Annotated in this window: 23 protein-coding genes; 4 read left to right on the forward strand and 19 right to left on the reverse strand. The window is 70.6% G+C overall.

Features of this window, described 5'->3' with window-relative positions; genetic code table 11:
- Positions 1 to 66 precede the first annotated feature (66 nt).
- The gene (locus LUM46_RS03385; RefSeq protein WP_274992294.1) at positions 67 to 957 is read left to right on the forward strand and encodes an SDR family oxidoreductase; all 891 of its coding nucleotides are present in this window, start codon (positions 67 to 69) and stop codon (positions 955 to 957) included.
- Here LUM46_RS03385 and LUM46_RS03390 read toward each other — a convergent pair whose 3' ends face one another.
- Together LUM46_RS03390 and LUM46_RS03395 are read right to left on the reverse strand one after the other, a co-directional pair.
- Positions 958 to 1,779 carry a metal-dependent hydrolase gene (locus tag LUM46_RS03390; protein WP_274992295.1) on the reverse strand — a complete coding sequence of 274 codons (822 nt, stop codon included), beginning with the start codon at positions 1,777 to 1,779 and terminating at the stop codon, positions 958 to 960.
- Positions 1,780 to 2,106: 327 nt separating this feature from the next.
- Complete coding sequence (locus LUM46_RS03395) at positions 2,107 to 2,595, reverse strand: GNAT family N-acetyltransferase (RefSeq protein ID WP_274992296.1); 489 nt, start codon at positions 2,593 to 2,595, stop codon at positions 2,107 to 2,109.
- Between the two features lie 137 nt (positions 2,596 to 2,732).
- Between LUM46_RS03395 and LUM46_RS03400 the strand changes: the two genes are divergently transcribed.
- Positions 2,733 to 3,794 carry an LLM class flavin-dependent oxidoreductase gene (locus LUM46_RS03400; RefSeq protein WP_274992297.1) on the forward strand — a complete coding sequence of 354 codons (1,062 nt, stop codon included), beginning with the start codon at positions 2,733 to 2,735 and terminating at the stop codon, positions 3,792 to 3,794.
- 112 nt (positions 3,795 to 3,906) lie between these two features.
- Here the strand turns inward: LUM46_RS03400 and LUM46_RS03405 are convergent, their stop codons facing one another.
- The 7 genes from LUM46_RS03405 to LUM46_RS03435 all read right to left on the reverse strand — a co-directional run bounded on the left by LUM46_RS03405 (position 3,907) and on the right by LUM46_RS03435 (position 9,564).
- Positions 3,907 to 4,377, reverse strand: coding sequence for an HNH endonuclease (locus tag LUM46_RS03405; RefSeq protein ID WP_274992298.1), 471 nt, complete (start codon positions 4,375 to 4,377; stop codon positions 3,907 to 3,909).
- 549 nt (positions 4,378 to 4,926) lie between these two features.
- Complete coding sequence (locus tag LUM46_RS03410) at positions 4,927 to 5,769, reverse strand: ion transporter (protein WP_274992299.1); 843 nt, start codon at positions 5,767 to 5,769, stop codon at positions 4,927 to 4,929.
- 55 nt (positions 5,770 to 5,824) lie between these two features.
- The gene (locus LUM46_RS03415; protein WP_274992300.1) at positions 5,825 to 7,102 is read right to left on the reverse strand and encodes an arginine deiminase; all 1,278 of its coding nucleotides are present in this window, start codon (positions 7,100 to 7,102) and stop codon (positions 5,825 to 5,827) included.
- Between the two features lie 16 nt (positions 7,103 to 7,118).
- Entirely contained in the window at positions 7,119 to 7,877 is a 759-nt protein-coding gene (locus tag LUM46_RS03420) for a VIT1/CCC1 transporter family protein (protein WP_274992301.1), read from the reverse strand.
- A gap of 3 nt (positions 7,878 to 7,880) precedes the next feature.
- Positions 7,881 to 8,585: a DUF1684 domain-containing protein gene (locus tag LUM46_RS03425; protein ID WP_274992302.1), complete on the reverse strand. Its 705-nt coding sequence runs from the start codon at positions 8,583 to 8,585 to the stop codon at positions 7,881 to 7,883.
- Complete coding sequence (locus LUM46_RS03430) at positions 8,582 to 9,073, reverse strand: DUF5959 family protein (protein ID WP_274992303.1); 492 nt, start codon at positions 9,071 to 9,073, stop codon at positions 8,582 to 8,584. The genes LUM46_RS03425 and LUM46_RS03430 overlap by 4 nt, the downstream gene beginning before the upstream one ends.
- A gap of 35 nt (positions 9,074 to 9,108) precedes the next feature.
- Positions 9,109 to 9,564 carry a nitroreductase/quinone reductase family protein gene (locus LUM46_RS03435; protein ID WP_274992304.1) on the reverse strand — a complete coding sequence of 152 codons (456 nt, stop codon included), beginning with the start codon at positions 9,562 to 9,564 and terminating at the stop codon, positions 9,109 to 9,111.
- Between the two features lie 85 nt (positions 9,565 to 9,649).
- Between LUM46_RS03435 and LUM46_RS03440 the strand changes: the two genes are divergently transcribed.
- Positions 9,650 to 10,042: a VOC family protein gene (locus tag LUM46_RS03440; protein WP_274992305.1), complete on the forward strand. Its 393-nt coding sequence runs from the start codon at positions 9,650 to 9,652 to the stop codon at positions 10,040 to 10,042.
- A gap of 87 nt (positions 10,043 to 10,129) precedes the next feature.
- Here LUM46_RS03440 and LUM46_RS03445 read toward each other — a convergent pair whose 3' ends face one another.
- Entirely contained in the window at positions 10,130 to 11,077 is a 948-nt protein-coding gene (locus LUM46_RS03445) for a M23 family metallopeptidase (protein WP_274992306.1), read from the reverse strand.
- A gap of 175 nt (positions 11,078 to 11,252) precedes the next feature.
- Positions 11,253 to 11,588 carry a PEP-utilizing enzyme gene (locus LUM46_RS03450; RefSeq protein WP_274992307.1) on the reverse strand — a complete coding sequence of 112 codons (336 nt, stop codon included), beginning with the start codon at positions 11,586 to 11,588 and terminating at the stop codon, positions 11,253 to 11,255.
- 66 nt (positions 11,589 to 11,654) lie between these two features.
- Here LUM46_RS03450 and LUM46_RS03455 point away from each other — a divergent pair, with 66 nt between their 5' ends.
- Complete coding sequence (locus LUM46_RS03455; RefSeq protein WP_274992308.1) at positions 11,655 to 12,302, forward strand: transcriptional regulator; 648 nt, start codon at positions 11,655 to 11,657, stop codon at positions 12,300 to 12,302.
- A gap of 40 nt (positions 12,303 to 12,342) precedes the next feature.
- On the opposite strand, the gene LUM46_RS03460 is transcribed toward LUM46_RS03455, so the two are convergent.
- The 8 genes from LUM46_RS03460 to LUM46_RS03495 form a co-directional block, all read right to left on the reverse strand.
- The gene (locus LUM46_RS03460) at positions 12,343 to 12,792 is read right to left on the reverse strand and encodes an NUDIX hydrolase (protein WP_274992309.1); all 450 of its coding nucleotides are present in this window, start codon (positions 12,790 to 12,792) and stop codon (positions 12,343 to 12,345) included.
- A gap of 70 nt (positions 12,793 to 12,862) precedes the next feature.
- Entirely contained in the window at positions 12,863 to 13,357 is a 495-nt protein-coding gene (locus tag LUM46_RS03465) for a hypothetical protein (protein ID WP_274992310.1), read from the reverse strand.
- Positions 13,358 to 13,568: 211 nt separating this feature from the next.
- Positions 13,569 to 14,144, reverse strand: a complete 576-nt coding sequence (locus LUM46_RS03470; protein ID WP_274992311.1) for an acetoacetate decarboxylase family protein — start codon at positions 14,142 to 14,144, stop codon at positions 13,569 to 13,571.
- 400 nt (positions 14,145 to 14,544) lie between these two features.
- Entirely contained in the window at positions 14,545 to 14,946 is a 402-nt protein-coding gene (locus tag LUM46_RS03475; RefSeq protein ID WP_274992312.1) for a hypothetical protein, read from the reverse strand.
- A gap of 13 nt (positions 14,947 to 14,959) precedes the next feature.
- Positions 14,960 to 15,763, reverse strand: coding sequence for a TIGR02587 family membrane protein (locus LUM46_RS03480; RefSeq protein WP_274992313.1), 804 nt, complete (start codon positions 15,761 to 15,763; stop codon positions 14,960 to 14,962).
- Positions 15,760 to 16,680, reverse strand: a complete 921-nt coding sequence (locus LUM46_RS03485; protein WP_274992314.1) for a metallophosphoesterase — start codon at positions 16,678 to 16,680, stop codon at positions 15,760 to 15,762. The genes LUM46_RS03480 and LUM46_RS03485 overlap by 4 nt, the downstream gene beginning before the upstream one ends.
- Complete coding sequence (locus LUM46_RS03490) at positions 16,677 to 18,221, reverse strand: phosphatase PAP2 family protein (protein WP_274992316.1); 1,545 nt, start codon at positions 18,219 to 18,221, stop codon at positions 16,677 to 16,679. The genes LUM46_RS03485 and LUM46_RS03490 overlap by 4 nt, the downstream gene beginning before the upstream one ends.
- 333 nt (positions 18,222 to 18,554) lie before the next feature.
- Positions 18,555 to 19,307, reverse strand: a complete 753-nt coding sequence (locus LUM46_RS03495) for a hypothetical protein (protein WP_274992317.1) — start codon at positions 19,305 to 19,307, stop codon at positions 18,555 to 18,557.
- Between the last annotated feature and the right edge of the window lie 92 nt (positions 19,308 to 19,399).

Consider the following 19,399-nt stretch of genomic DNA (forward strand, 5'->3'; position numbering starts at 1 on the left):
CCCGTGCGAGTGGACGCCGCTCGTCGCATGCTGGGCGTTCCGATCGACGTCGACAGGGAGTTGCACATGTCGGACCAGACCACGCCACAGGACCCCGCCACCCAGGAGCCGCGACCGGAGCAGCCTGCCGACGACCTGCAGCCGCCGGGTCGCACGGGCGACATGTCGCAGGAGCCGGACCACGGAGAATCCACCTATGAGGGGGCCGGCCGGCTGGACGGCAAGCGGGCGCTGATCACGGGCGGCGACTCCGGCATCGGGCGTGCCGTCGCGATCGCCTTCGCACGGGAGGGCGCCGACGTCGCGATCTCCTACCTGCCGGAGGAGGAACCGGACGCGCGGACGACGGCGCGCTGGGTCGAGGATGCGGGCCGCAAGGCGGTGCTGCTGCCCGGCGACATCCGGGACGAGGAGTTCTGCGGCCGGCTCGTCGCCGACGCGGTAGGCGGCCTCGGGGGGCTGGACATCCTCGTGAACAACGCCGCCTACCAGATGGCCCAGGACGACGGGCTGCGCGACATCACGACGGACCAGCTCGACCGGGTGCTGAAGACCAACGTCTACGCGCTGTTCTGGATCACCAAGGCGGCGCTGGACCACCTGCCGGAGGGCGGGTCGATCATCAACACGACGTCGATCCAGGCGTTCGAGCCCAGTCCTCAGCTGCTCGACTACGCCACGACGAAGGCGGCGATCCTCAACTTCACGAAGGGGCTGGCGCAGCAGCTGGCGCCCGAGGGCATCCGCGTGAACGCGGTGGCGCCGGGACCCATCTGGACACCCCTGATCCCCGCGACGATGCCGGACGGCAAGGTGGAGCAGTTCGGCGGCGACACGCCGTTGGGTCGCGCCGGCCAGCCCGCCGAGCTGGCCCCGGCGTACGTCTTCTTCGCCTCCCAGGAGTCGAGCTACATCACCGGCGACCGCATCGGGGTGACGGGCGGCCGGCTGCTGTAGCTAGCCGGGGAAGAGTGCCACGACCTGGTACCAGACCGCCATGGTGTCGTAGCCCATCTGGTTCAGCAGCGCCCACACGATGCCGACGATCGCGTAGAGCGAGATCGGGACGAGCAGGATCCACTCGCGCACGGACCCGGCGTCGCCGATGATCGGGACCGAGAGGTTGCCACCGGTCCGCCACATCCAGTCGAGCTCGATGCCGCGCTTGTTGCGCATCCAGTAGGGGGACCGGAACTTCAGCGGCCACAGCAGCGGCACCCCGGCGGTCGTGATCAGGTCGCCGAGGACGTGCACGATGCAGCCGAGCGCCACGCTGAACGGCATCCAGTACCACTCCTCGGGCGCGAAGATCGCGATGAGGACCGCCAGCGTGACGGACATGGTCCACGGGAAGATCTTCGTGTCCCGGGTGATCTTGAGCGCCTTGAGGGCGAACGCGACGAGCAGCACGCACATGATGCCCGGGCCGATCAGGATCGCGCCGAACTCCTCGGTGCCGGTGTCGATGCTCAGGAAGCTGAGCGCCCAGGCGATGGCCGTGAACACCGCGATGCCGAGGATCGAGTGCGTGCCCTTGCGGTGCCCGCCCGAGATCGCCTCGATGCCCTTCACCACCACGTTCGAGACCGGCTTCAGCGAGTTCGCGATGGTGCCCGAGTGGTGGTCGGCGTCGGGCAGCAGCGCCGCGCCCGCACAGACCAGGGCCCCGGTGAACACGCTCGCGTCCGACACCGGGTACCAGCCGAAGGCGATCGGCGTCGATGCCGTGACTGCGACCCAGGCCGCGGCTCCCGACGCGGCGTGGTGGCCTCCCATCATGGTGGTGTGCGCTCCAGTTCCCGGGTCTCCCCGACGTGGTTCGGCGGCCCGGCCGACGGCGCTCCGACGTCCTGCCGGAGCTGCGATGGGCGTGCCTGTCTGACCGGGTTTGTCCCCGGCCGGAGGAAACCCTAGCGCGGGGGACCGACACCCGCGGCGACGGCGCGCCCAGTCGTCCGGGCACGGTCCACGCACCGGCCGGGCACTCCTGCAAAAGGTCCCTGAGCAGGCCGGACGTACTCCTCGCGCCCAGGGGCAGACCCCCGGGCCACCGGAGTGTCCTGAGGGCCTGCCCCGCCGGCTCTCACCGGTCGACGAGGGGAGCGGTCAGGCGCCCGTCACGTACGCGTAGTGGTGGAAGTGCTGGTCGCGCACGAAGCCCTCCGACTCGTACAGGCCCTGCGCCGCGACGTTGTCCCACGCGGTGGCCAGCGACACCCGGATGGCCCCGGCGTCCTTGGCCCGACGGCACGTGTCCTGGACCAGAGCGCGCGCCGCGCCCGTCCCGCGCGCGGCGGGGGCGACGAACAGGTCGTTGAGGACCCACGACCGGCTCAGGCTCACGGACGACCACGTGGGGTAGCTCTGGGCGAAGCCGACCACCTCCTGGCCGGCGACCGAACCCTGGGGTCCGTCGCCCCCCGGCCGGAGCGCTGCGACCAGCAGCACGCTGTCGCCCGCGTCGCGGCGGGCGGTCAGATAGGCGCGCGCTTCGGCGTCGGGCACCTCCTGGTCGTAGAACCTGAGGTACTGACGGAATAGGTCGACCACGGCGTCGACGTCGTCGTCGGTCGCGGGGCGCACATCAACAGACACCTCACGATCATGTCAGGCCCGAGGGGGTCGGCGCCATGACCTTCGGCGATAACGCCACCGTCCCGCGGGTGGTAAGCGCGTGCGACGCGCGAGCCGACCTCGGAACACGCCAGGCCCGAGAACGGTTGACAGAGGCGATGAACACCCAGCCTCGCTTGTCCGTCCTTGACCTCGTGCCCGTCCGTTCGGGCCAGACCAGCGCCCAGGCCCTGTCGGCCTCGCTCGAGCTGGTGGCGCTCGCCGACCGCCTCGGCTTCGAGCGCTACTGGTTCGCCGAGCACCACAACATGGCCGCCGTCGCGGCGTCGTCGCCGCCCGTCATGATCGCCGCCGCGGCCGCGCGCACGTCGCGCATCCGGGTCGGTTCCGGCGGCGTGATGCTGCCGAACCACGCTCCGCTCGTGGTCGCGGAGCAGTTCGCGGCGCTGGAGGCCGTCGCGCCCGGCCGGATCGACCTCGGCATCGGCCGTGCGCCCGGCAGCGACCCCGTGGTCACGTCCCTCCTTCGGGCCACCGGTCCGACGGCGGACGTGGACCGGTTCCCGCAGCACGTCACCGACATCCTGAGCCTCATGGGGCCCGACGGCGCCCGCCTGCGGCTCGTCTCCGGCGACATCTACGACGTGCGGGCCACGCCCGCCGCCGCGAGCGTCCCCACCGTGTGGCTGCTCGGCTCCAGCGACTACTCCGCGCGCCTCGCCGCGGAGCTCGGCCTGCCGTACGTGTTCGCCAACCACTTCTCCGGCCAGGGCATGGACCAGATCCTCGCGCTGTACCGGGACGGCTACCGCCCGTCGGAGGAGCACCCGGAGCCGCGCACCTTCCTCACGGCCAACGCGGTGGTCGCGCCGACGTCGGACGAGGCGCACGAGCGCGCCCTGCCGCAGCTGCGCCAGATGGCCAGGCTGCGGTCGGGTCAGAAGCTCGGCCCGCTGGAGACCGTCGAGGACGCGGTGCGCGCGACCGCCGACGAGCCGGCCGACGGCCTGCTCGTCCAGTCGATCGAGGGCATGCGGACACGCTGGCTGATCGGCGACGCCGAGCACGTGGCCGCCGAGGTACGGGGCCTGGCCGACCGGCACGGCGTCGAGGAGGTCATGCTCGTACCGGTCGCCGGTTCGCGTGCCGACGAGCCCTTGGACGCGACACCCGGCCGGGCGCAGACCCTGGAGCTCCTGGCGGCTGAGCTGAGCGGCTGAGCTCAACGGCTAACCCGTGCGACCTGCCGGGCACCGGCAGCTGGAAAGGGTCAGGTGACCGGCACTCGAGTTGCCGATCACCTGACCCTTTGCCGACCTCACCGTGCCCGGGCTACGCCGCTCGAGCCGCCCGGTGCCGGATGGCGCGCGCGTACTCCGCTCGCGGAACGTGCGGCGTCACGTGGAGCACCATGCCGGCCTCGGCCGGAGTGCGGTTCGCCTTGAGCGAGTTGCACTCGTAGCAGGCGGCCACGAGGTTCATCCACGTGGAGGGGCCCCCGCGGGAACGCGGCAGGATGTGGTCCACGGTCTCGGCGGGGCCGCCGCAGTACGCGCACAAGCCGTCGCGCCGCTTCACGCCCTGCTTGGTGCACGCGGGCGCCCCGCCCGACTTGTAGAGCCACCGCATCGTGACGTACCGGACCAGCCGCAGCACGCGCGGTAAGGGGAACGGTCCGAAGGAGCGGCCGTCGACCGCCTCCTCCACGACCGCGACCTCGCGCACGAGCATGTGGATGGCGTGCCGGACCGATACCCGGTGCAGCGGCTCGTAGCCGGCATTGAGGACTAGGACGTCGGCCACGGGCCTGCTCCTTCCGGTGAGCTTGTCGTTCTCGTTCTTCTCGTGATCTCTCGGTGTCGCTGTGCTGTCCGAACTGCTCCCGGGACGACAAGAGCCGCCCGGGAAAGGCATCCCGAGGCGGCTCACGTTCACTGGTCCGGCAGAACCGGATCAGCGGCGTATGGCGCCTCGTATGGCCTCACGGCCGTCCCGCAGGTGCATGGCAGTGGTCGGGTAGGACGACGCGGTGGCAGCACTGACCTTGCACAGGTCTGACGCCTGGAGCGCAACGCTGGTGCGGACCATCGTGGTTCTCGTCCTTCCGTCTCGTTCTGATCTGACTGTATGAATGTGTCTCGTAGTGGTGCTCCGGCAGGACCACAGACACACAACCTGCCGCCACGACACGAGTCCGTGTGTGAAGAAAGGTACAACGAGGGCTTGGCCTCGTCTATGGCTTTTCCGGAACTGCAACCCAAGGATGCATCAAGTGCTCGGCGTGGCGTGACTCGGCGGCGTGTCGCGGCGCCTGTAGATCTCGCCGGCCAGATCTCGCCTGACCGAGGTTGCTCATGGCGCTACCGCGACCGGCGAGGCCTCGGGCTCCGGGCGTTCCGTCCGTGAGGCGGCGAGCTCGGCCTGGAGGGTCACGAGCTGCGCCCGGATGGCGCGCAGCTCGTCCATGACCTCGGCGTCAGACTGCTCCTCGTGCTCGGCGAGCTCGTCGATGCTCTCCATGCCGCTCACGACCACCGCGATGAAGAGGTTCAGCACGGCGAACGAGACCACCAGGATGAAGACGACGAAGAAGAGCCACGCCGTCGGCTCCTGCCGCATGACGTCGTCCGCGATCTCGGGCCAGGCCTCGCCCGTCATGACCTGGAAGAGCGTGAACGCGCTGGTCCCGAGGTCACCGAAGTGCTCGGGCGCGATGGCGCCGTACAGGTTGGTCGCGATCACCACCGACACGTACATCGCCAGCACGAGGAGCGCCCCGACGGATCCCATGCCCGGCACCGCGGCGACCAGGCCGTTGACGACCCGCTTCATCGACGGCACGGAGTCCGCCAGCCGCAGCACGCGCAGGATCCGCAGGGCGCGCAGCACGGACATCGGACCGGTGGCGGGGATCAGGGCGATCCCGACCACGACCAGGTCGAAGACGTTCCAGGGGTCACGGAAGAACCGCAGGCCGTGGGCGACCAGGCGCAGCAGGATCTCGGCGACGAAGAACCACAGCATGGCGTCGTCGATGACCTGGAGCACCTGGTCGGCGGGTCCGGCGACAAAAGCGGTCTCCAGCCCCAGGACGACGGCGTTGGCGATGATCACGCCGAGCACCGTCCGCTGGAACCAGCGGTGCTCGACCAGCCTGCGCAAGCGTTCGCGCACCGTCCCGCCACCGACCGACATCCGGACTCCTTTCAGGGGTTTTGTCCGGGATGCAGGGTAGCGGCCGTTCCGTCCTCTACCAGCTGACGGGGTCCCTGATGATCGGGCAGGTCATGCAGTGCCCGCCGCCTCGGCCGCGGCCCAGCTCGCCGCCCGCGATCTCGATCACCTCGACACCGGCCTTGCGCAGCAGGTCGTTGGTGGTGGTGTTGCGGTCGTAGGTGAACACCACGCCGGGCTCGACCGCCACCGAGTTGTTGCCGCTGTCCCACTGCTGGCGCTCGGACTCGTAGACGTCGCCGCCGGTCTCGATGACCCGCAGCTCGCCCAGCCCGGAGGTCCGCCCCACGACGTCGAGGAAGGAGGAGCCGCCGGCGTCCGTCACCGAGACGCCGAGCGGGCCGGAGTCCGGGCGCAGCACGAACGGGTGCACGCGGTCCACGATCCGCGGGTACACGGTGACGGTGTCGACGTCGACGAACGTCATGATGGTGTCCAGGTGCATGGCCGCCCGCAGCCGCGGCATGCCGGCGACCACGATCTGCTCGGCCGCGCCCTGCTCGAACAGGGACGCCGCCACCTGCGTGATCGCCTGGCGCGACGTGCGCTCGCTCATACCCATCAGGACGGTGCCGTTGCCGATCGGCATGATGTCGCCGCCCTCGAAGGTCGCCTCACCGTGGCTCGCCTCCGGGTCGCCCCACCACACGCGGCTGCCCACGAAGTCGGGATGGAACGCGTAGACCGCCTTCATGAGCAGGGTCTCGTCGCGGCGCGCCTGCCAGTACAGCGGGTTCAGTGTGAGGCCGCCGTAGATCCAGCAGGTGGTGTCCCGTGTGAAGAGCGTGTTGGGCAGCGGCGGCATGAGGTACTCGCGGGCGTCCGGGCTCATGTCCGCCAGGGCGCGAAAGCCCGGCGGCAGCTCCGGTACGTCGGCGACCGCGAGGCCGCCGATCAGGTACCGGGCCAGCTCGTGCTCGGGCAGTGACTCCAGGTACTCGCGGGTCGCCTCGACCAGGCCGTTGCCGACGATCTCCGGCACGATCTTGCGGTCCAGCAGCCAGTCACGCGCTCCGGGCACGCGGAGCGTCTCCGCCAGCAGGGCGTGCAGCTCCACGACGTCGACGTCGCGGCTGCGTAGCTCGGCCACGAAGTCGGCGTGGTCCTGCTGCGCGCGTTCCACCCACAGGACGTCGTCGAACAGCAGGTCGGCCGAGTTGGACGGGGTGAGGCGCTGATGTGCCAGGCCCGGGGCGCAGACCAGGACCTTGCGCAGGCGGCCGACCTCGGAATGGACGCCATAGGCCGACGAGGGTGCGTCGGCGGGGGGCGGTGTGATGTCGATGGTGTTCATCGGGCGCTAACGGTACTCAACCGGCCGCCGTCGTGCCGAGCAGGGAGCCGACCGCGAAGGTCGCGCCCAGGGCGAGCGCCCCGCCGACGACCACGCGCGCCGTGGCGCGCACCCGCGGTGCGGCGCCGATCCACGCAGCGACCCAGCCGGTCCCGGCGAGCGCCGCCAGCACCACGGCAAAGGTCACGCCGACCCGCCAGGGCTCAGGGATCAGGAGCACCGCGGCGAGCGGCAGCACGGCACCGAGCGTGAAGGCGACGGCCGAGGCGAGCGCGGCGTTCCACGGGCTGACCACCTCGTCCTCGTCGATGCTGAGCTCTGCCTCGAGGTGCGCCGAGAGGGCGTCGTGCTCGGTGAGCTCGACGGCTACCTGGCGGGCGGTGGCGGGGGAGAGGCCCTTGGCCTCGTAGAGCTCGGCCAGCTCGGCGAGCTCCTCCTCGGGCATCTCCGCGAGCTCCTTCTTCTCCTTGGCGATGAGCGCCTTCTGGGTGTCGGACTGGCTGGAGACCGACACGTACTCGCCCAGTGCCATCGAGATGGCGCCGCCGACGAGGGCGGCGAGCCCGGCGGTGAGGATGGGGGCGGTCTGCGCCGTCGCTGCCGCGACGCCGACGGTGACCGCCGCGACCGAGACGATCCCGTCGTTCGCGCCCAGCACGCCGGCGCGCAGCCAGTTCATTCGCTCGGCGAGTCCCTCGGTGTGCGGTTCGTCGGCGTGCCCCGCGACGGGGCCACCGGCGCGGGAGACGTTCCGCTCGGACGGTTCGGCGGGCATGGGCTACGCGTTCTTGGCCGGGGTGCGCTCGCCCACCGGGACCTCGACGTCGAGCGTGTTGCCGGGCTGCGCGAGCGGGCACGTCCATGCCGGGTCGTAGGCGCAGGACGGGTTGTACGCGAAGTTGAGGTCGAGCACCAGGTCGCCGACGCCTGCGTCGTAGCCGGGCGTGTGGCCGTCCGTGCCGCCCTCATGGCCCAGCCAGGCGCCCTTGATGGTGTCGAGGAGGTACCGGCCGCCGCCGTAGGTGCCGCCGGGGGCACCCGCGAGCGCATCCTTGACCGGCACGAACAGGCCGCCGCCGTAGGAGGCGAGACGCCAGACGTCGAGCGTGCCCAGTCCGGGCAGGAGCACCGTGCCGAGCAGCTCGAACGGCACCACCCCGTCGGTCCCGGTGGGCACCTCGAGGCGGCGCGGGGCGCCGTCGGGCCCGGGCTCGGCGGGCACCACCGGGGCGGTCAGGCGCCAGGCGGGGTCGTACGGAGCGACCGAGAGGCCGGTGAAGCCGGCCTTGTCCTCCGGCAGGACGGGCGACGCCGGATGGGTCGCGAAGAGCTCGTCGCGCATCGTGGTCCAGTAGGCGTGCGCGGCGGCCGGGTCCTCGGCCGCACGGACCCGGACGCCCGCATAGAGCGCGAAGACGCGCCGCCGCCAGTCAGCGGTCTGCAGGGCTGTGGTGACCGGGGCGGTGGTGGTGGCGTGCGTCATGCGTCCGACACTACCGACCGCGGTGGTGACCGGCGCTCGAACAGCTCGTGGACCCGCCCGAGGCGGTGATAGGCGTCGTCGAACCACTCGTCGGACACCGGCACGGCGGTCGTCACGTCGGTGAGCAGGCCCATCCGGTCACGGACGGTGACGACGAGGAGGTCGTCCTCCTCCCAGCGGACATGCACCTCGGTCGCTCTCAGGTTCTCGCGCCAGGCGATGTCGTATCCCATGTCCAGCGAGTCGAGGACCTGTTGCCAGGCGTCCACGTCCTCGCTGCCGACGAAGGTCGGCATGATGCCCCGGACGCCTCGACCGGCGGACAGGTTGCCGCAGTCGATCTCGATCGTGCCCCGTGCCTGGACGGCGGTGCCGTCGGACCGGTGGTCCAGCGAGTCGAGGCGGAGCACCACCGTGTTCCAATCGTCCTCGAAGCGGAAGAGCTCGCACGGCAGCTCTGCAGGCCGAACCGCATCCTGTGATGTCACGCGGGCGAGTCAACCACGGTCGGGCCGGACACCGTTCAGGTGGTGGGTGTCAGCTTGATGACGGGGATCTTGCGGTCGGTCGTCTCCTGGTACTTGCGGAACTGTGCGGTCGTGGTGACGATCTGCTGCCAGGCGCGCTCACGCTCGGCGCCGTGCAGCTCCTCGGCCGTCACGGCGACCGTGCGGCCGCCGTGCTCGGCGGTGACCTGGTCGGGGTGGGCCGCCAGGTTGAGGTACCAGGCCGGGTTGGCCGGGGCGCCGCCGGCGGAGGCGACGACCAGCCAGCTGTCGTCCGGGCCCGGGAACCATGCCAGCGGCGTCTGGCGGGGCTGCCCGCTCTTGCGGCCGACGGTGGTCAGGACCAGGAGGTTCATCCCCATGGTCGTCCCGTCCGCGCGGCGCGCCCGCCCCATGATCAGGCGGTTCATCCAGCGGAACATGCGGCCCGGCTGCTTGGCGCCGCGCGTACCGGTCGGGTGGGTGAAGCTCATGGCGATGCCTTCCGGTATGGACAGATGCTGTCATTGTTGCCTACGGCGACCGGCCACGGCCACGGCCACGACCTACGATCGCGAGATGCTGCGACTCTCCGATGTCACCTACCTCGTCCTCGACCACGACGAGGCGATCGCGTTCTTCGTCGAGGCCCTCGGGTTCGTCGTCCGTCAGGACGAGACCGACGAGTCCGGCTGGCGCCGGGTGGTGGTCGGCCCCGGTGAGGGCGGGACCGGTCTCGTGCTCGCACTGTCCAGCGGTGCAGGCACCGCGGGCGCCGTCGGGCGGCAGGCCGGCGGGGATGTCGCGTTCTTCCTGGAGACCGACGACTTCGCCGCGCAGCACGCGCGGATGACGGCGGCCGGCGTGCGGTTCCGCGAGGAGCCCCGGCACGAGGTGTACGGGACGGTGGCGGTCTTCGAGGACCTGTACGGCATGCCGTGGGACCTGATCGAGCCGCCGGCGGACGCCTGACGGCTCGGAGCAAGCGGTCGCGCATGCTCTCGCGTCGGAGAGCATGCGCGACCGCTTGTTCGCGGCAGACCGCGGTGCGGGGTCCGGTCAGCCGCAGTGCTCGAACGGGCTGGTGTAGGTGGTGCTGCCCACCGAGCCACCCCACTTGACGCACGTGCCGGGTGCGGACCGCTTGACCGGGCCGGCGTAGTACGAGTAGCTGCCGGAGTCGGTCGTGCGGGAGGAGCCCTGCGGCTCCAGGAAGGCCGATACCGCGCTCGGCGTGCCGATGCTGGTGGACTTCAGGGTGACGACGCAGTTCACGCCGGTCCCTGAGTTGTACAGCAGGTAGCTACGGCCGACGGTGCCGAGCGCCGCCTGGTCGATCACCGAGAAGCCGCTGCCGCAGACCTCCGTCGGGGTGTACGGGTTGCCCGAACCGCCGCACCCGTTGGTGCTCGTGACCGCCTTCTTCTGACCGACCGACACCGTCACACCCTCGACGGTGGGAGTGGTGTCGACGACTCCGGACGAGCTGCGCTGCTCGTAGTGCAGGTGCGGAGCCGTCGAGCCGCCGGTGGAGCCGACGGTCCCGATGACCGTGCCCCGGCTGACCGACATGGTCTGACCGGGAGCCCGCACCATGGTGGCGAGGTGGGCGTAGCGGGTGCGGGTCCCGTCGCTGTGCACGATCTGCACCCACTGGCCGTAGCTGGTGCTCCCCTCGTTGTCGAAGGTGGCGGTGCCCGCCGCGGTGGCCCGGACGGTCTCGCCGTTGATGGCGTCGCCGCCGTAGCTCTGCCAGTCGATGGAGCCGTTCGGGCTGTGGCCGCCGCTCCAGTTGTTCGCGTAGAAGGTCTTGCTGCAGTTGAACGGCGACCTGTGTGCGGTCGCCAGCACGCCGACGTCGTCCGCCGCCGTGACCGACGTGTTGACCGGGGCGGAGGCGGACGGCGCCGCCGATGCGGACGGCGCCGCGACGAGGGTGAGGGCGGCCATGGCCGCGAGCGCCCAGTACGTGGTGGTTCTTCTGCGGATCGGGGAGATGACTGACATTGGTGCTCTCCATCCAGGTGGTCCGACTCTTGGCCTGACGCGGGAAGGCTGACACGGCCGGTATGCGGTGCCCATGGGTAGTGCTGCCCCTGGACAACGACGGGTCCGGATGCTGTCGACCCTCTGCCGGCCTCCTACCGGCCCGTCTCGGCGCTCCTCCGGCGGAGGCTGCAGCTCACGCCGTGACCAGCCCGGCGGAGCCGTCCACCGTGACGGTCTCGCCGTCGCGCAGCGTGGTCATCGCGCCGGGTACCGCGAGCACCGCGGGGACGCCGTGCTCGCGGGCCACGATCGCCGCGTGCGAGAGCACACCACCGGTCTCCGTGACGACGGCGGCGACGACGCCGAACAGGGCGGTCCACGCCGGCTCGGTGAACCGGCACACGAGCACGTCGCCGGGCTGGACCCGTCCGAAGTCGTCCGGGCTGCGCACCACGCGTGCCGGCCCGGACGCACGCCCTGCGCTCCCTGGTGTCCCCGCGATGCTCGTAGTTGCTGCGTGGTCCGACATGGCTTCCTCCCTAGGCGTACCCACCTGCGTTGACACCAGCCACCGGGAGGATGCACGGTGCAAAATATGACGCGCAACCCGGTGCTCGGCCGATCCTCTCAGCCCGAGCTGCTCGTGCTCCACTCGGTCCGGATCCAGGGCATGGCGGACGACGACGCCGTCGCCGTGCGTTTCGGTCTCGACGAGGCGGAAGCTCGCGAGCTCCTGCTCGACGACGAGGCCTACGGCTGGATCAGGCAGGCGGCGTTCGGACGTACGGCGGGCTGGTCCATGACGGACCGTGGCCGCGCCGAGGACGACCGGCGCCTGGCCGAGGAGCTGGCCGACGCGGGCGCCCGGCCCGTCGTCGAGCAGGTCCACGAGGCGTTCGGGCCGCTGAACGCCCGGCTGCTGCAGGCGTGCACCGACTGGCAGCTGCGCCCGGAGGACGGCGACCGCCTGGCCCCGAACACGCACACGGACCCGGACTGGGACGCGGGGGTGCTCGCGGAGCTCGAGGCGCTGGACGACGAGCTGGCCCCCCTGACGCGCGAGCTGGCCGCGCAGCTCGCGCGGTTCGACGGGTACGACGAGCGCTTCTCCGCCGCGCTCGGCCACGCCCGGTCCGGGCGTGGCGAGTGGGTCGCCGGGACCGGCATCGACTCGTGCCACGCCGTGTGGATCGAGCTGCACGAGGACCTGATCTCGACCCTCGGTGTCCAGCGCGGCGCGTAGTAGGTGCGCCGTCGGCTCGCTGCCCGAGGCGAGCTATCCGCTACCTGATGAGACCTGCCCAGCGGCGGGACAGGTCGACGAGCGGCACCCGGTCGAGAGTGTCGATCTCCGCCGGCGTGTGCCAGGCGACGTCGTCCGTGGTGCCGTCCTCCTCCACGCGCAGCTCGCCGCCGGTCACGTGCGCGCGGTACACGATCCGCAGGGCCTGCATCGGCCGGCCCGACGGGTGCACGCGCTCCGGGCCGGGGATCACGGAGCTGTCGACACCCAGCACGCCGTCCAGCTCGACGTGATAGCCGGTCTCCTCGAAGACCTCCCGGACGGCGGCGTCGGCGGGGTGCTCGCCCGGGTCCACCCCGCCGCCCGGCATGGTCCAGCCGCTGTGCCTGTGCTCGCTCCAGTGGGGCAGGAGCATGCGGCCCTGGTCGTCGGTGATCACGGCGTAGGCGGCGACCCGGAGGTCGAGCCCGGCTTCTGTGCTGGTGAACATGGTGCACATCATGTCGCCCGCAAGCGTGCGCACCCACCAGGAGGCTACCGGGCGGTGTCCGGCGTGCCGGTCAACCCCTACCTTCGGTGATCTCGAGGCGCTCGGCGACGATGATGGACTCGCCGGCGTACTCGTCGAAGATGTTCGGGTCGTAAGGAATGGCGTAGTCCTCCTGGAACTCGCCGAGGGAGAGTCGTCGGACAGTTCCGGTGACTTCGACGACGGTCTCCTCCTCGACGAGCACATCGGTCACGTCGAGGCCGAGGTCGACGAAGTCGGTCGACGGGCTCAGCACGAGGACCTCCGGCTCCAGCACGCCAGGGTCGCCGATGAGGAAGGCGCCGGGGTCGAGCACCTGACGTACCTCGCCCTGGATCGTGACGACGCGCTCGGCGAGCCCTGTCTCGTTCTCCTCACCTTCATCGCCCTCCGGTATCTCTGCTTCGGCGACGTCCTCCAGGGTCACATCCTCGCCGGGCGCGGGCGTCTCGTCGCCGCACGCCGTAAGTGGCCACACAAGGGTCACGAGCAGCACTGCCGCAAGGAGCCGTCGGTTTCTTGTCATCGACATGGCGTCTCATTTCCTCGGCATCGGGGGCATCCGAAGATCCTGCTGCTTCCAGTCTTGCCACATCGTCCTGCCGGTCGCGACCCGCGGGCTCATGGCGTTCAGGTCGCCCGGATTCGCGGTGGCATGCGGCCGTCCAGGAGCCGTTGACCGATGCGGTGTGGGTGCGGTGGCGTGAGCCACGGCGCCCGCCCGGTTCAGGTTCGGGTCAGCGCCCGCGATCTTCGACGCAGGTGGGCCGACCGAGCGCAGATGTGGCCTTGAACGGGGCGGACATGGCGAGGGAAGCGTTCGACCACCACAGTCCTAGGTGTCGTCCTGACGGCATCCAGCGGGCCAGTGATTGCCGTGCGGCCACGTCGACCTCGATGCGCGAGAGGCGCGGGAACCCCGAGATCGTCGCTCGATAGCGGCCGAGGGTCTGGTCCGGTCGTACCTGCACACCGTGCATCGCTGCTCTGATCGGTAGCCGAGGCCCGTACGGGCGTGCCCGTGCGTTCACAGACCACCCGTCGGCGGCGGCTCCCCAGGGATCGGACGGGCCGCGGCCGCCCTCGAAGGCGGCCAAGGTCTTCGGCAGTGCCCAGTTGGCTCGTCCCGCGCGGAGGCTTGGCAGGGAGTCCACGGCCATGAAGGGCGTGTGCAGGACGAGCCGGGGCCCCTTGCGCACCAGGGCTGCCGCGAACAGTTCCGAGTAGGGCCCGACGGGGGAGTCGGTGTAGTGCACGAAGGCACCGACGAGCCAGCGGACCGACGTGCCCCGCCGTAGCCGTGCGGGGAGCACCGGTCTGACGGCCGGGCCGCATCGTTGGACCCAGACCAACCCGTTGAACGTACAGTGCCAAGGGGCAACGGGCGCTGTCGCCGGCAGCCTGCGTGCCAGATCGGACGTGAGCACCGACTCGGGCGCGCACTCGAGCAGCGCCAGCTCGTCGGACGACAGCGGTAGTAGCGGACCAGACATCTGCATCTCCCGATCGTGATGTCGTGAGCTCTGCCCTGCGGCGACGCTCGTGCGACGTGCCGGGCTGAACCCGTGAGCAGCGTCTGCGCCTGACCGAGGGTCCGATCTTAGATGTTGGTGCTGTGCGCGTGCGCTGCCGGTCGCCGGGATCGAGCAAGACCCTGGGCATCGCTGAACGGGCTCTTTCGCTGCGCCACCGAGACCGCCTGCCCTGGCCTTGTTACATGGGTGTGAACCCGGCGATCCCCACACGCAGGTCCACGTTCGGTCGTTCTGGGTCCGTGGTGAAGACGAGGGCGACTTCACGGTGGCTGTCGGGTGGCACGTATCCGATGGTCGTACTGGCCGTGTCGACCACTGTGTTTTCCCGCGTGATCTCGCCTGTGACGTGCACGCCTTCCGCCGTCCGGCCGCCGGTGTTCTCGACGACGACCGAAGCGGCGTATCCGGCGTCGGTGCGCTGCACCTGCGTGATCTGCGTGGTGAGTCGTGGTGGGCCGTGCCAGGTCACGGCCTGGTGCACCAGGACGGTCAGCATGGCGCACACCACGAGCGCCCCGAGCACCCCAACGGCGCGTTCGCCTGGTGACGAGGAGGGGGAGTGGTGGTCGTTGTCGCTCATGGGGCTCCTTCGGTCAGACGATGAGGCGTGCCGCTGCTGCGCCGATGGTCGCGGGCAGGGCTAGCACGAGTGTCTCGATCAGGGCGGGCCCCAGAGCGGTGCCGTCGAACCTGCCGAAGGACCACAGCAAGTACGCGCTGACAGCACAGGCGATCACGTACCCGACCACCGTGTACGGCAGCAGCACGCGAGCGAAGTCGTGGCTCGTGGCGCCGCCCTTGAACTCCACCGCGTACACGAACGCATGCATGACGACGAGCTCGAGTGCGATGAGCCCGAGGGCGTGTCCCGGCTCCATAGCCCCGGCCAGCAGGACCACTTCCTCGGTGGGTGCCACGTTCGCGGCGAAGACAGTCGCACCGGCCGTCATGAGGAACAGCTCCTGACGGTAGCCCTCGGAGGCTCGGCCGGTGCTGTCCAGGCCCAGCTGCGACCGGGCGAACGATGCTCCGATGGTGGCCGGCAGCGCCGCGAGGGCGACCACAGCAACCGCCTCCCCCCACGCCGCGACGGGCTCCAGCACCGCGAAGATGCTCAGCACCACCGCCGCCGCCGCGATACCGGCGGTGAGCGCGATCGCGGTGTCCACCACGGAGGCGAGAGGGCTGTCCGGCTCACCCTGACGGAGCCCGAGATGCCGTTCCATCGTGAAGGCGAGGACGATGGTCAGCAGGTACAGGAGCAGCAGTCGCCACCGGTCCATGCCAGCGGCGAGGCGCCAGATCTCCATCGTCATGAACAGGGGCAGTGCGAACAGCAGTGCCCCGCCGAACGCTCGGCCGAGGCCCTTGACCAGCCGGCTGGTGTCGGCGTTCATGCTGCTTCCCGGCCAGTTCGGCCACCAGCTCGAGGCGACGGCGACGGCGACGGTGTGTGGAGCGTGAAGAAGGCGACCTCGGGTGGTGCGTTGATGCGCACCGGGGCGAGGCTGAATCCGATGCCGCAGGTCACGAAGAGCCTGTTGCCGTCGGCGCCGTACGTGGGCGGGGCCCAGTGGTCGGCGACGACCTGCTCCTTGTCCGTGAGCGCCAGGTACGACCAGTGCGAGGGACCTGGCAGTGCGACCTGGCCGCAGTGGGTGTGGCCGGCGACCGCGAGCGGTGCTGACCCTTCCGGCAGGCGCTGGAACACCGTCGGGTTGTGCATCATGACCAGCCGCGGGGCGTCCGGAGGCACACCGGACAGAGCGGCGTCGACGTCGGTGAGCCCGGGACGGGTAGCGGCGAGGCCGACGACGTGCAAGTGCGCACCACCGCGTCGCGTCACCTCGAGCGCGTCATTCTCCAGGACCGGGATGCCGAGCTCCTCCAGCGCTCGTGCGATCTCGTCTGCGCCGCCGGTGGCGTGGTCGTGGTTGCCCAGGACAGCGACGGTGGGGATCTGGGCGTCGACGAGCGGTCGCAGCTGGTCGACGACCGTCTGCACCTGGTGTTCGATCGAGGGGTCCTCGCTGTAGAGGAAGTCGCCTGGAAGCAGCACGAGGTCCGGGTCCTCCTCCACGACCGTCCGTACCGCACGGTCCACCATGTGCGTGTTCGCCCACCACATCCCGGTCTGCATGTCGGACAACGCGGCGACGGTCGCGCCATCCCACGACTCGTCCAGCCCGGGGATCGTGACGTCGTGACGCGGTGTCGCGAGGATGAGGCGCGGCTCGATCGCTACGCCGTAGATGGTGAGCGCGGCGAGGAGGACGGTGAGGGTGAGGGCGATCTTCTGCAGTGCTCGTCTCATGGGGCTGCCTTTCGCGGCCGGCTGCGCTCGTCGCCGTTGTCCCGTCGCCTGTGTGGCGTGGCCAAGGGGCTGTCGTCGACGTCGCGTCGGCGCGGGATGACCCACGCGCCGTCGAGCAGGTGACGGTGCAGCGCTGTGAGCCAGAGGACGCCCAGGAGGATGCCGACGGCCACGTCCGTCGGATAATGGGCGGCGGTGTACAGGCGCGCCCACGCGGTGCCGACCACGACGGCGACCATGACGGCGACACCGACCCATCTCCACCATCGCCGGGTGACCATCAGGAGCAGCAGGGCCGCGCCGCCGTAGGTCACCACGGCGGCCGCCAGGTGCCCGGAGGGCCAGCTGGCACCCGTCGGGAGACTGTGGGTCAGGTCCGGCACGTCCGGCCGGGCGCGCGCGACGATCGCTGCCGACCCGAGGTAGAGGGCCAGCTCTCCGACGATGGCCAGGAGCGCGAACACGACCGGGCGCCACGAGCCCGTCCAGGCGAGTGCCAGGGCGGCCTGCGCGGTGATGACGACGACGATGCCCCACAGGCCCGCCAGGACGTTCACCCGCAGGGCGACCTCGGTGAGTGGCGGTGTCCGGGTGTCCACGAGCCGGTCGGCCACGTACTGGTCCCAGGAACCCAGCGCCGTGGCTGCGAGGGGACCGGTGACGAGAAGACCCAGGCTGGCGATGATGATCAGGACAACCACGAAGTCCCGCGTCAGCAGCCCGACGGACCGGCGTCCGCGCGGCCAGACCGGTTGGCCTGAGGGAGCCAGCGCGGCACTGAGCCCGGCACGTCTGCTGCCCGGCTCGCGGTGCGGTGTCGCTCCGGGTGCGTCGGGTGGCCTCTCACCTGGCCACTGCCACGTCCGGAACCCGGCCGTGGTGACGGCGAGCCATGCGCCGGCCAGTGCCCAGCCGGCGAGCACGTCGCTGAGGAAGTGCACGCCCAGCGCGAGGCGCGTGAAACCCACCAGGATGATGATCGCCGCGGCGCTCCCGACCACGGCCCACCGGATCGCTCCGCGCGTGTGGGGGAGCGCGATGAGCGCGAGCAGGCCCCACGTCGCGAAGGACGTCATGGCGTGTCCGCTGGGGAAGCTCGCATTGGTCGGCAGCTCCACGACGGGGAGGGCGACCTCTGGGCGTGTCCGGCCCACGAGCGCCTTGCTGACGGGCACGAGCACCAGCAGACCGGCACCGGTGACGGCCGCGTATGTGGCCAGTCGGCGACGTCCGCGGACGAGCAGCGCGACCGCGGTGAGCCCGACGATGTAGCCGGCGGTCGCCCCGCCGCCCGCTTCCGACAGGATCTCGAGTATCCGTACCGCTAGTGGCCGCGTGGCGACGGCGGAGTTGAGCGTGTCGGCGATTCCTTGGTCGAGGCGGGCGAGCGGTGCCCATTCGCTCTTGAGAAGAGCCAGCAGGCCGAGGAACGGCACGGCACCCAGGACGAGGGCGACCAGGCCGAGCGTCGCCAGCTCGGTGAACCGGCCGGCGCCCGGCGGGGGCGCCTCGCCGGCGCGACCATCGCTCTCGTGCGACACGCGGTTCGCCTCCCTCTCGGGTACTCCTGGACGGGTGCCGTTCCACCGTCTCCGGGGTCGTGTCTGGTCGCCACCCGGCGGCGTGAGGCGGAAGAGGAACACCACTGGGCCTCACGCCACGTTCCGGTCGCAGGACCTCCTCGTTACCGTTGAGAAGAGTCAGGGAGCGGCTCGTCGGTGACCGTCCCTCTCTGTCGCCGCCTCGACTGGCCCACTACGGTGCCGCTGGCACGACCCGAGGACCGTGCCACAAGCAGGCGGCGCCCCGTAACCGGCGACCGACCCCGGCACCGCTCCGACCGGCGGAGGCCGGGGCGGGCGCGGTGCTGCTGATCACTCGACCGGTTCGATGGGCTCAACGGTCTCGGCGACAAGGACCAGGCGGCCCTCGTAGTCCTCGTAGCGCCCGTCGTCGAGGTCGAGGCTGTAATCCTCCTCGAACTCCGCGACGTTCATCTGGCGGACGGTGCCGGTTACCTGGACGGTGTTCCCGGCTTCCACCGCGGCCTGCTCGGCGTCCAGCACGATGACGTCCCACCCGGTGCCGGCCAGACGGAACGCGACAGTGCTCAACACGTCGGACACCTCGCCCGAGATCGTGATGTTCTCCCCGGCCAGCGTCGAGACGTCCTCCGCCACGATGACCGCCTCACCCTCGAGCTGCTCCAGGGCGTCGTCGTCCAGGTCGATACCGTGCTCTTCCTCGAAATCGGTCAGGACGAACTCTTCGACCGGGCCGGTCACCTGCACGACGGTGTCGTCCTCGGCCAGGCCTTCAGGGTCCTGGATGTCGAACTCGGTGAAGTCACCGGTGGCGCTGACCACCGGTGCACCCTCGTCGAACCAGTCGTTTCCGCCGAGCCAGAACGCACTGTCGGCCGCCACGGCGTCGATCTCGCCACTCACAGTGACCGTCCGGCCAACAACGTCGGGACCGACCATGTCGTTCTGGTCCGGATCGGCATCTTCGACGTCATCCACGGACGTGCCCTGCTCGGGTCCGGCACTGTCGTTGCACGCGGTGAGGGTCAGGGCGGCCACCAAGGCGATCGGGGCCGCGAGAGCGCGCTTGCGCAGAGACTTCATGGTGGTGTTCCTTCCGTCGTCGAGACCCGAAGGTCTCTCGGTCGTTCGGACCCTTCCACCGTGTGACCGCCTCCAGTCACTCGCTAACCCAA

The organism is Promicromonospora iranensis, assembly GCF_028994805.1.
Lineage (GTDB): Bacteria > Actinomycetota > Actinomycetes > Actinomycetales > Cellulomonadaceae > Promicromonospora > Promicromonospora iranensis.

Coding starts and splice junctions, on each gene's coding strand:
- LUM46_RS03385 (WP_274992294.1), top strand. CDS start 67: ATGTCGGACCAGACCACGCCACAGGACCCCGCCACCCAGGAGCCGCGA.
- LUM46_RS03390 (WP_274992295.1), bottom strand. CDS start 1,779: ATGATGGGAGGCCACCACGCCGCGTCGGGAGCCGCGGCCTGGGTCGCA.
- LUM46_RS03400 (WP_274992297.1), top strand. CDS start 2,733: ATGAACACCCAGCCTCGCTTGTCCGTCCTTGACCTCGTGCCCGTCCGT.
- LUM46_RS03410 (WP_274992299.1), bottom strand. CDS start 5,769: ATGTCGGTCGGTGGCGGGACGGTGCGCGAACGCTTGCGCAGGCTGGTC.
- LUM46_RS03415 (WP_274992300.1), bottom strand. CDS start 7,102: ATGAACACCATCGACATCACACCGCCCCCCGCCGACGCACCCTCGTCG.
- LUM46_RS03420 (WP_274992301.1), bottom strand. CDS start 7,877: ATGCCCGCCGAACCGTCCGAGCGGAACGTCTCCCGCGCCGGTGGCCCC.
- LUM46_RS03425 (WP_274992302.1), bottom strand. CDS start 8,585: ATGACGCACGCCACCACCACCGCCCCGGTCACCACAGCCCTGCAGACC.
- LUM46_RS03435 (WP_274992304.1), bottom strand. CDS start 9,564: ATGAGCTTCACCCACCCGACCGGTACGCGCGGCGCCAAGCAGCCGGGC.
- LUM46_RS03440 (WP_274992305.1), top strand. CDS start 9,650: ATGCTGCGACTCTCCGATGTCACCTACCTCGTCCTCGACCACGACGAG.
- LUM46_RS03445 (WP_274992306.1), bottom strand. CDS start 11,077: ATGTCAGTCATCTCCCCGATCCGCAGAAGAACCACCACGTACTGGGCG.
- LUM46_RS03450 (WP_274992307.1), bottom strand. CDS start 11,588: ATGTCGGACCACGCAGCAACTACGAGCATCGCGGGGACACCAGGGAGC.
- LUM46_RS03455 (WP_274992308.1), top strand. CDS start 11,655: ATGACGCGCAACCCGGTGCTCGGCCGATCCTCTCAGCCCGAGCTGCTC.
- LUM46_RS03460 (WP_274992309.1), bottom strand. CDS start 12,792: ATGTTCACCAGCACAGAAGCCGGGCTCGACCTCCGGGTCGCCGCCTAC.
- LUM46_RS03465 (WP_274992310.1), bottom strand. CDS start 13,357: ATGACAAGAAACCGACGGCTCCTTGCGGCAGTGCTGCTCGTGACCCTT.
- LUM46_RS03475 (WP_274992312.1), bottom strand. CDS start 14,946: ATGAGCGACAACGACCACCACTCCCCCTCCTCGTCACCAGGCGAACGC.
- LUM46_RS03480 (WP_274992313.1), bottom strand. CDS start 15,763: ATGAACGCCGACACCAGCCGGCTGGTCAAGGGCCTCGGCCGAGCGTTC.
- LUM46_RS03485 (WP_274992314.1), bottom strand. CDS start 16,680: ATGAGACGAGCACTGCAGAAGATCGCCCTCACCCTCACCGTCCTCCTC.
- LUM46_RS03495 (WP_274992317.1), bottom strand. CDS start 19,307: ATGAAGTCTCTGCGCAAGCGCGCTCTCGCGGCCCCGATCGCCTTGGTG.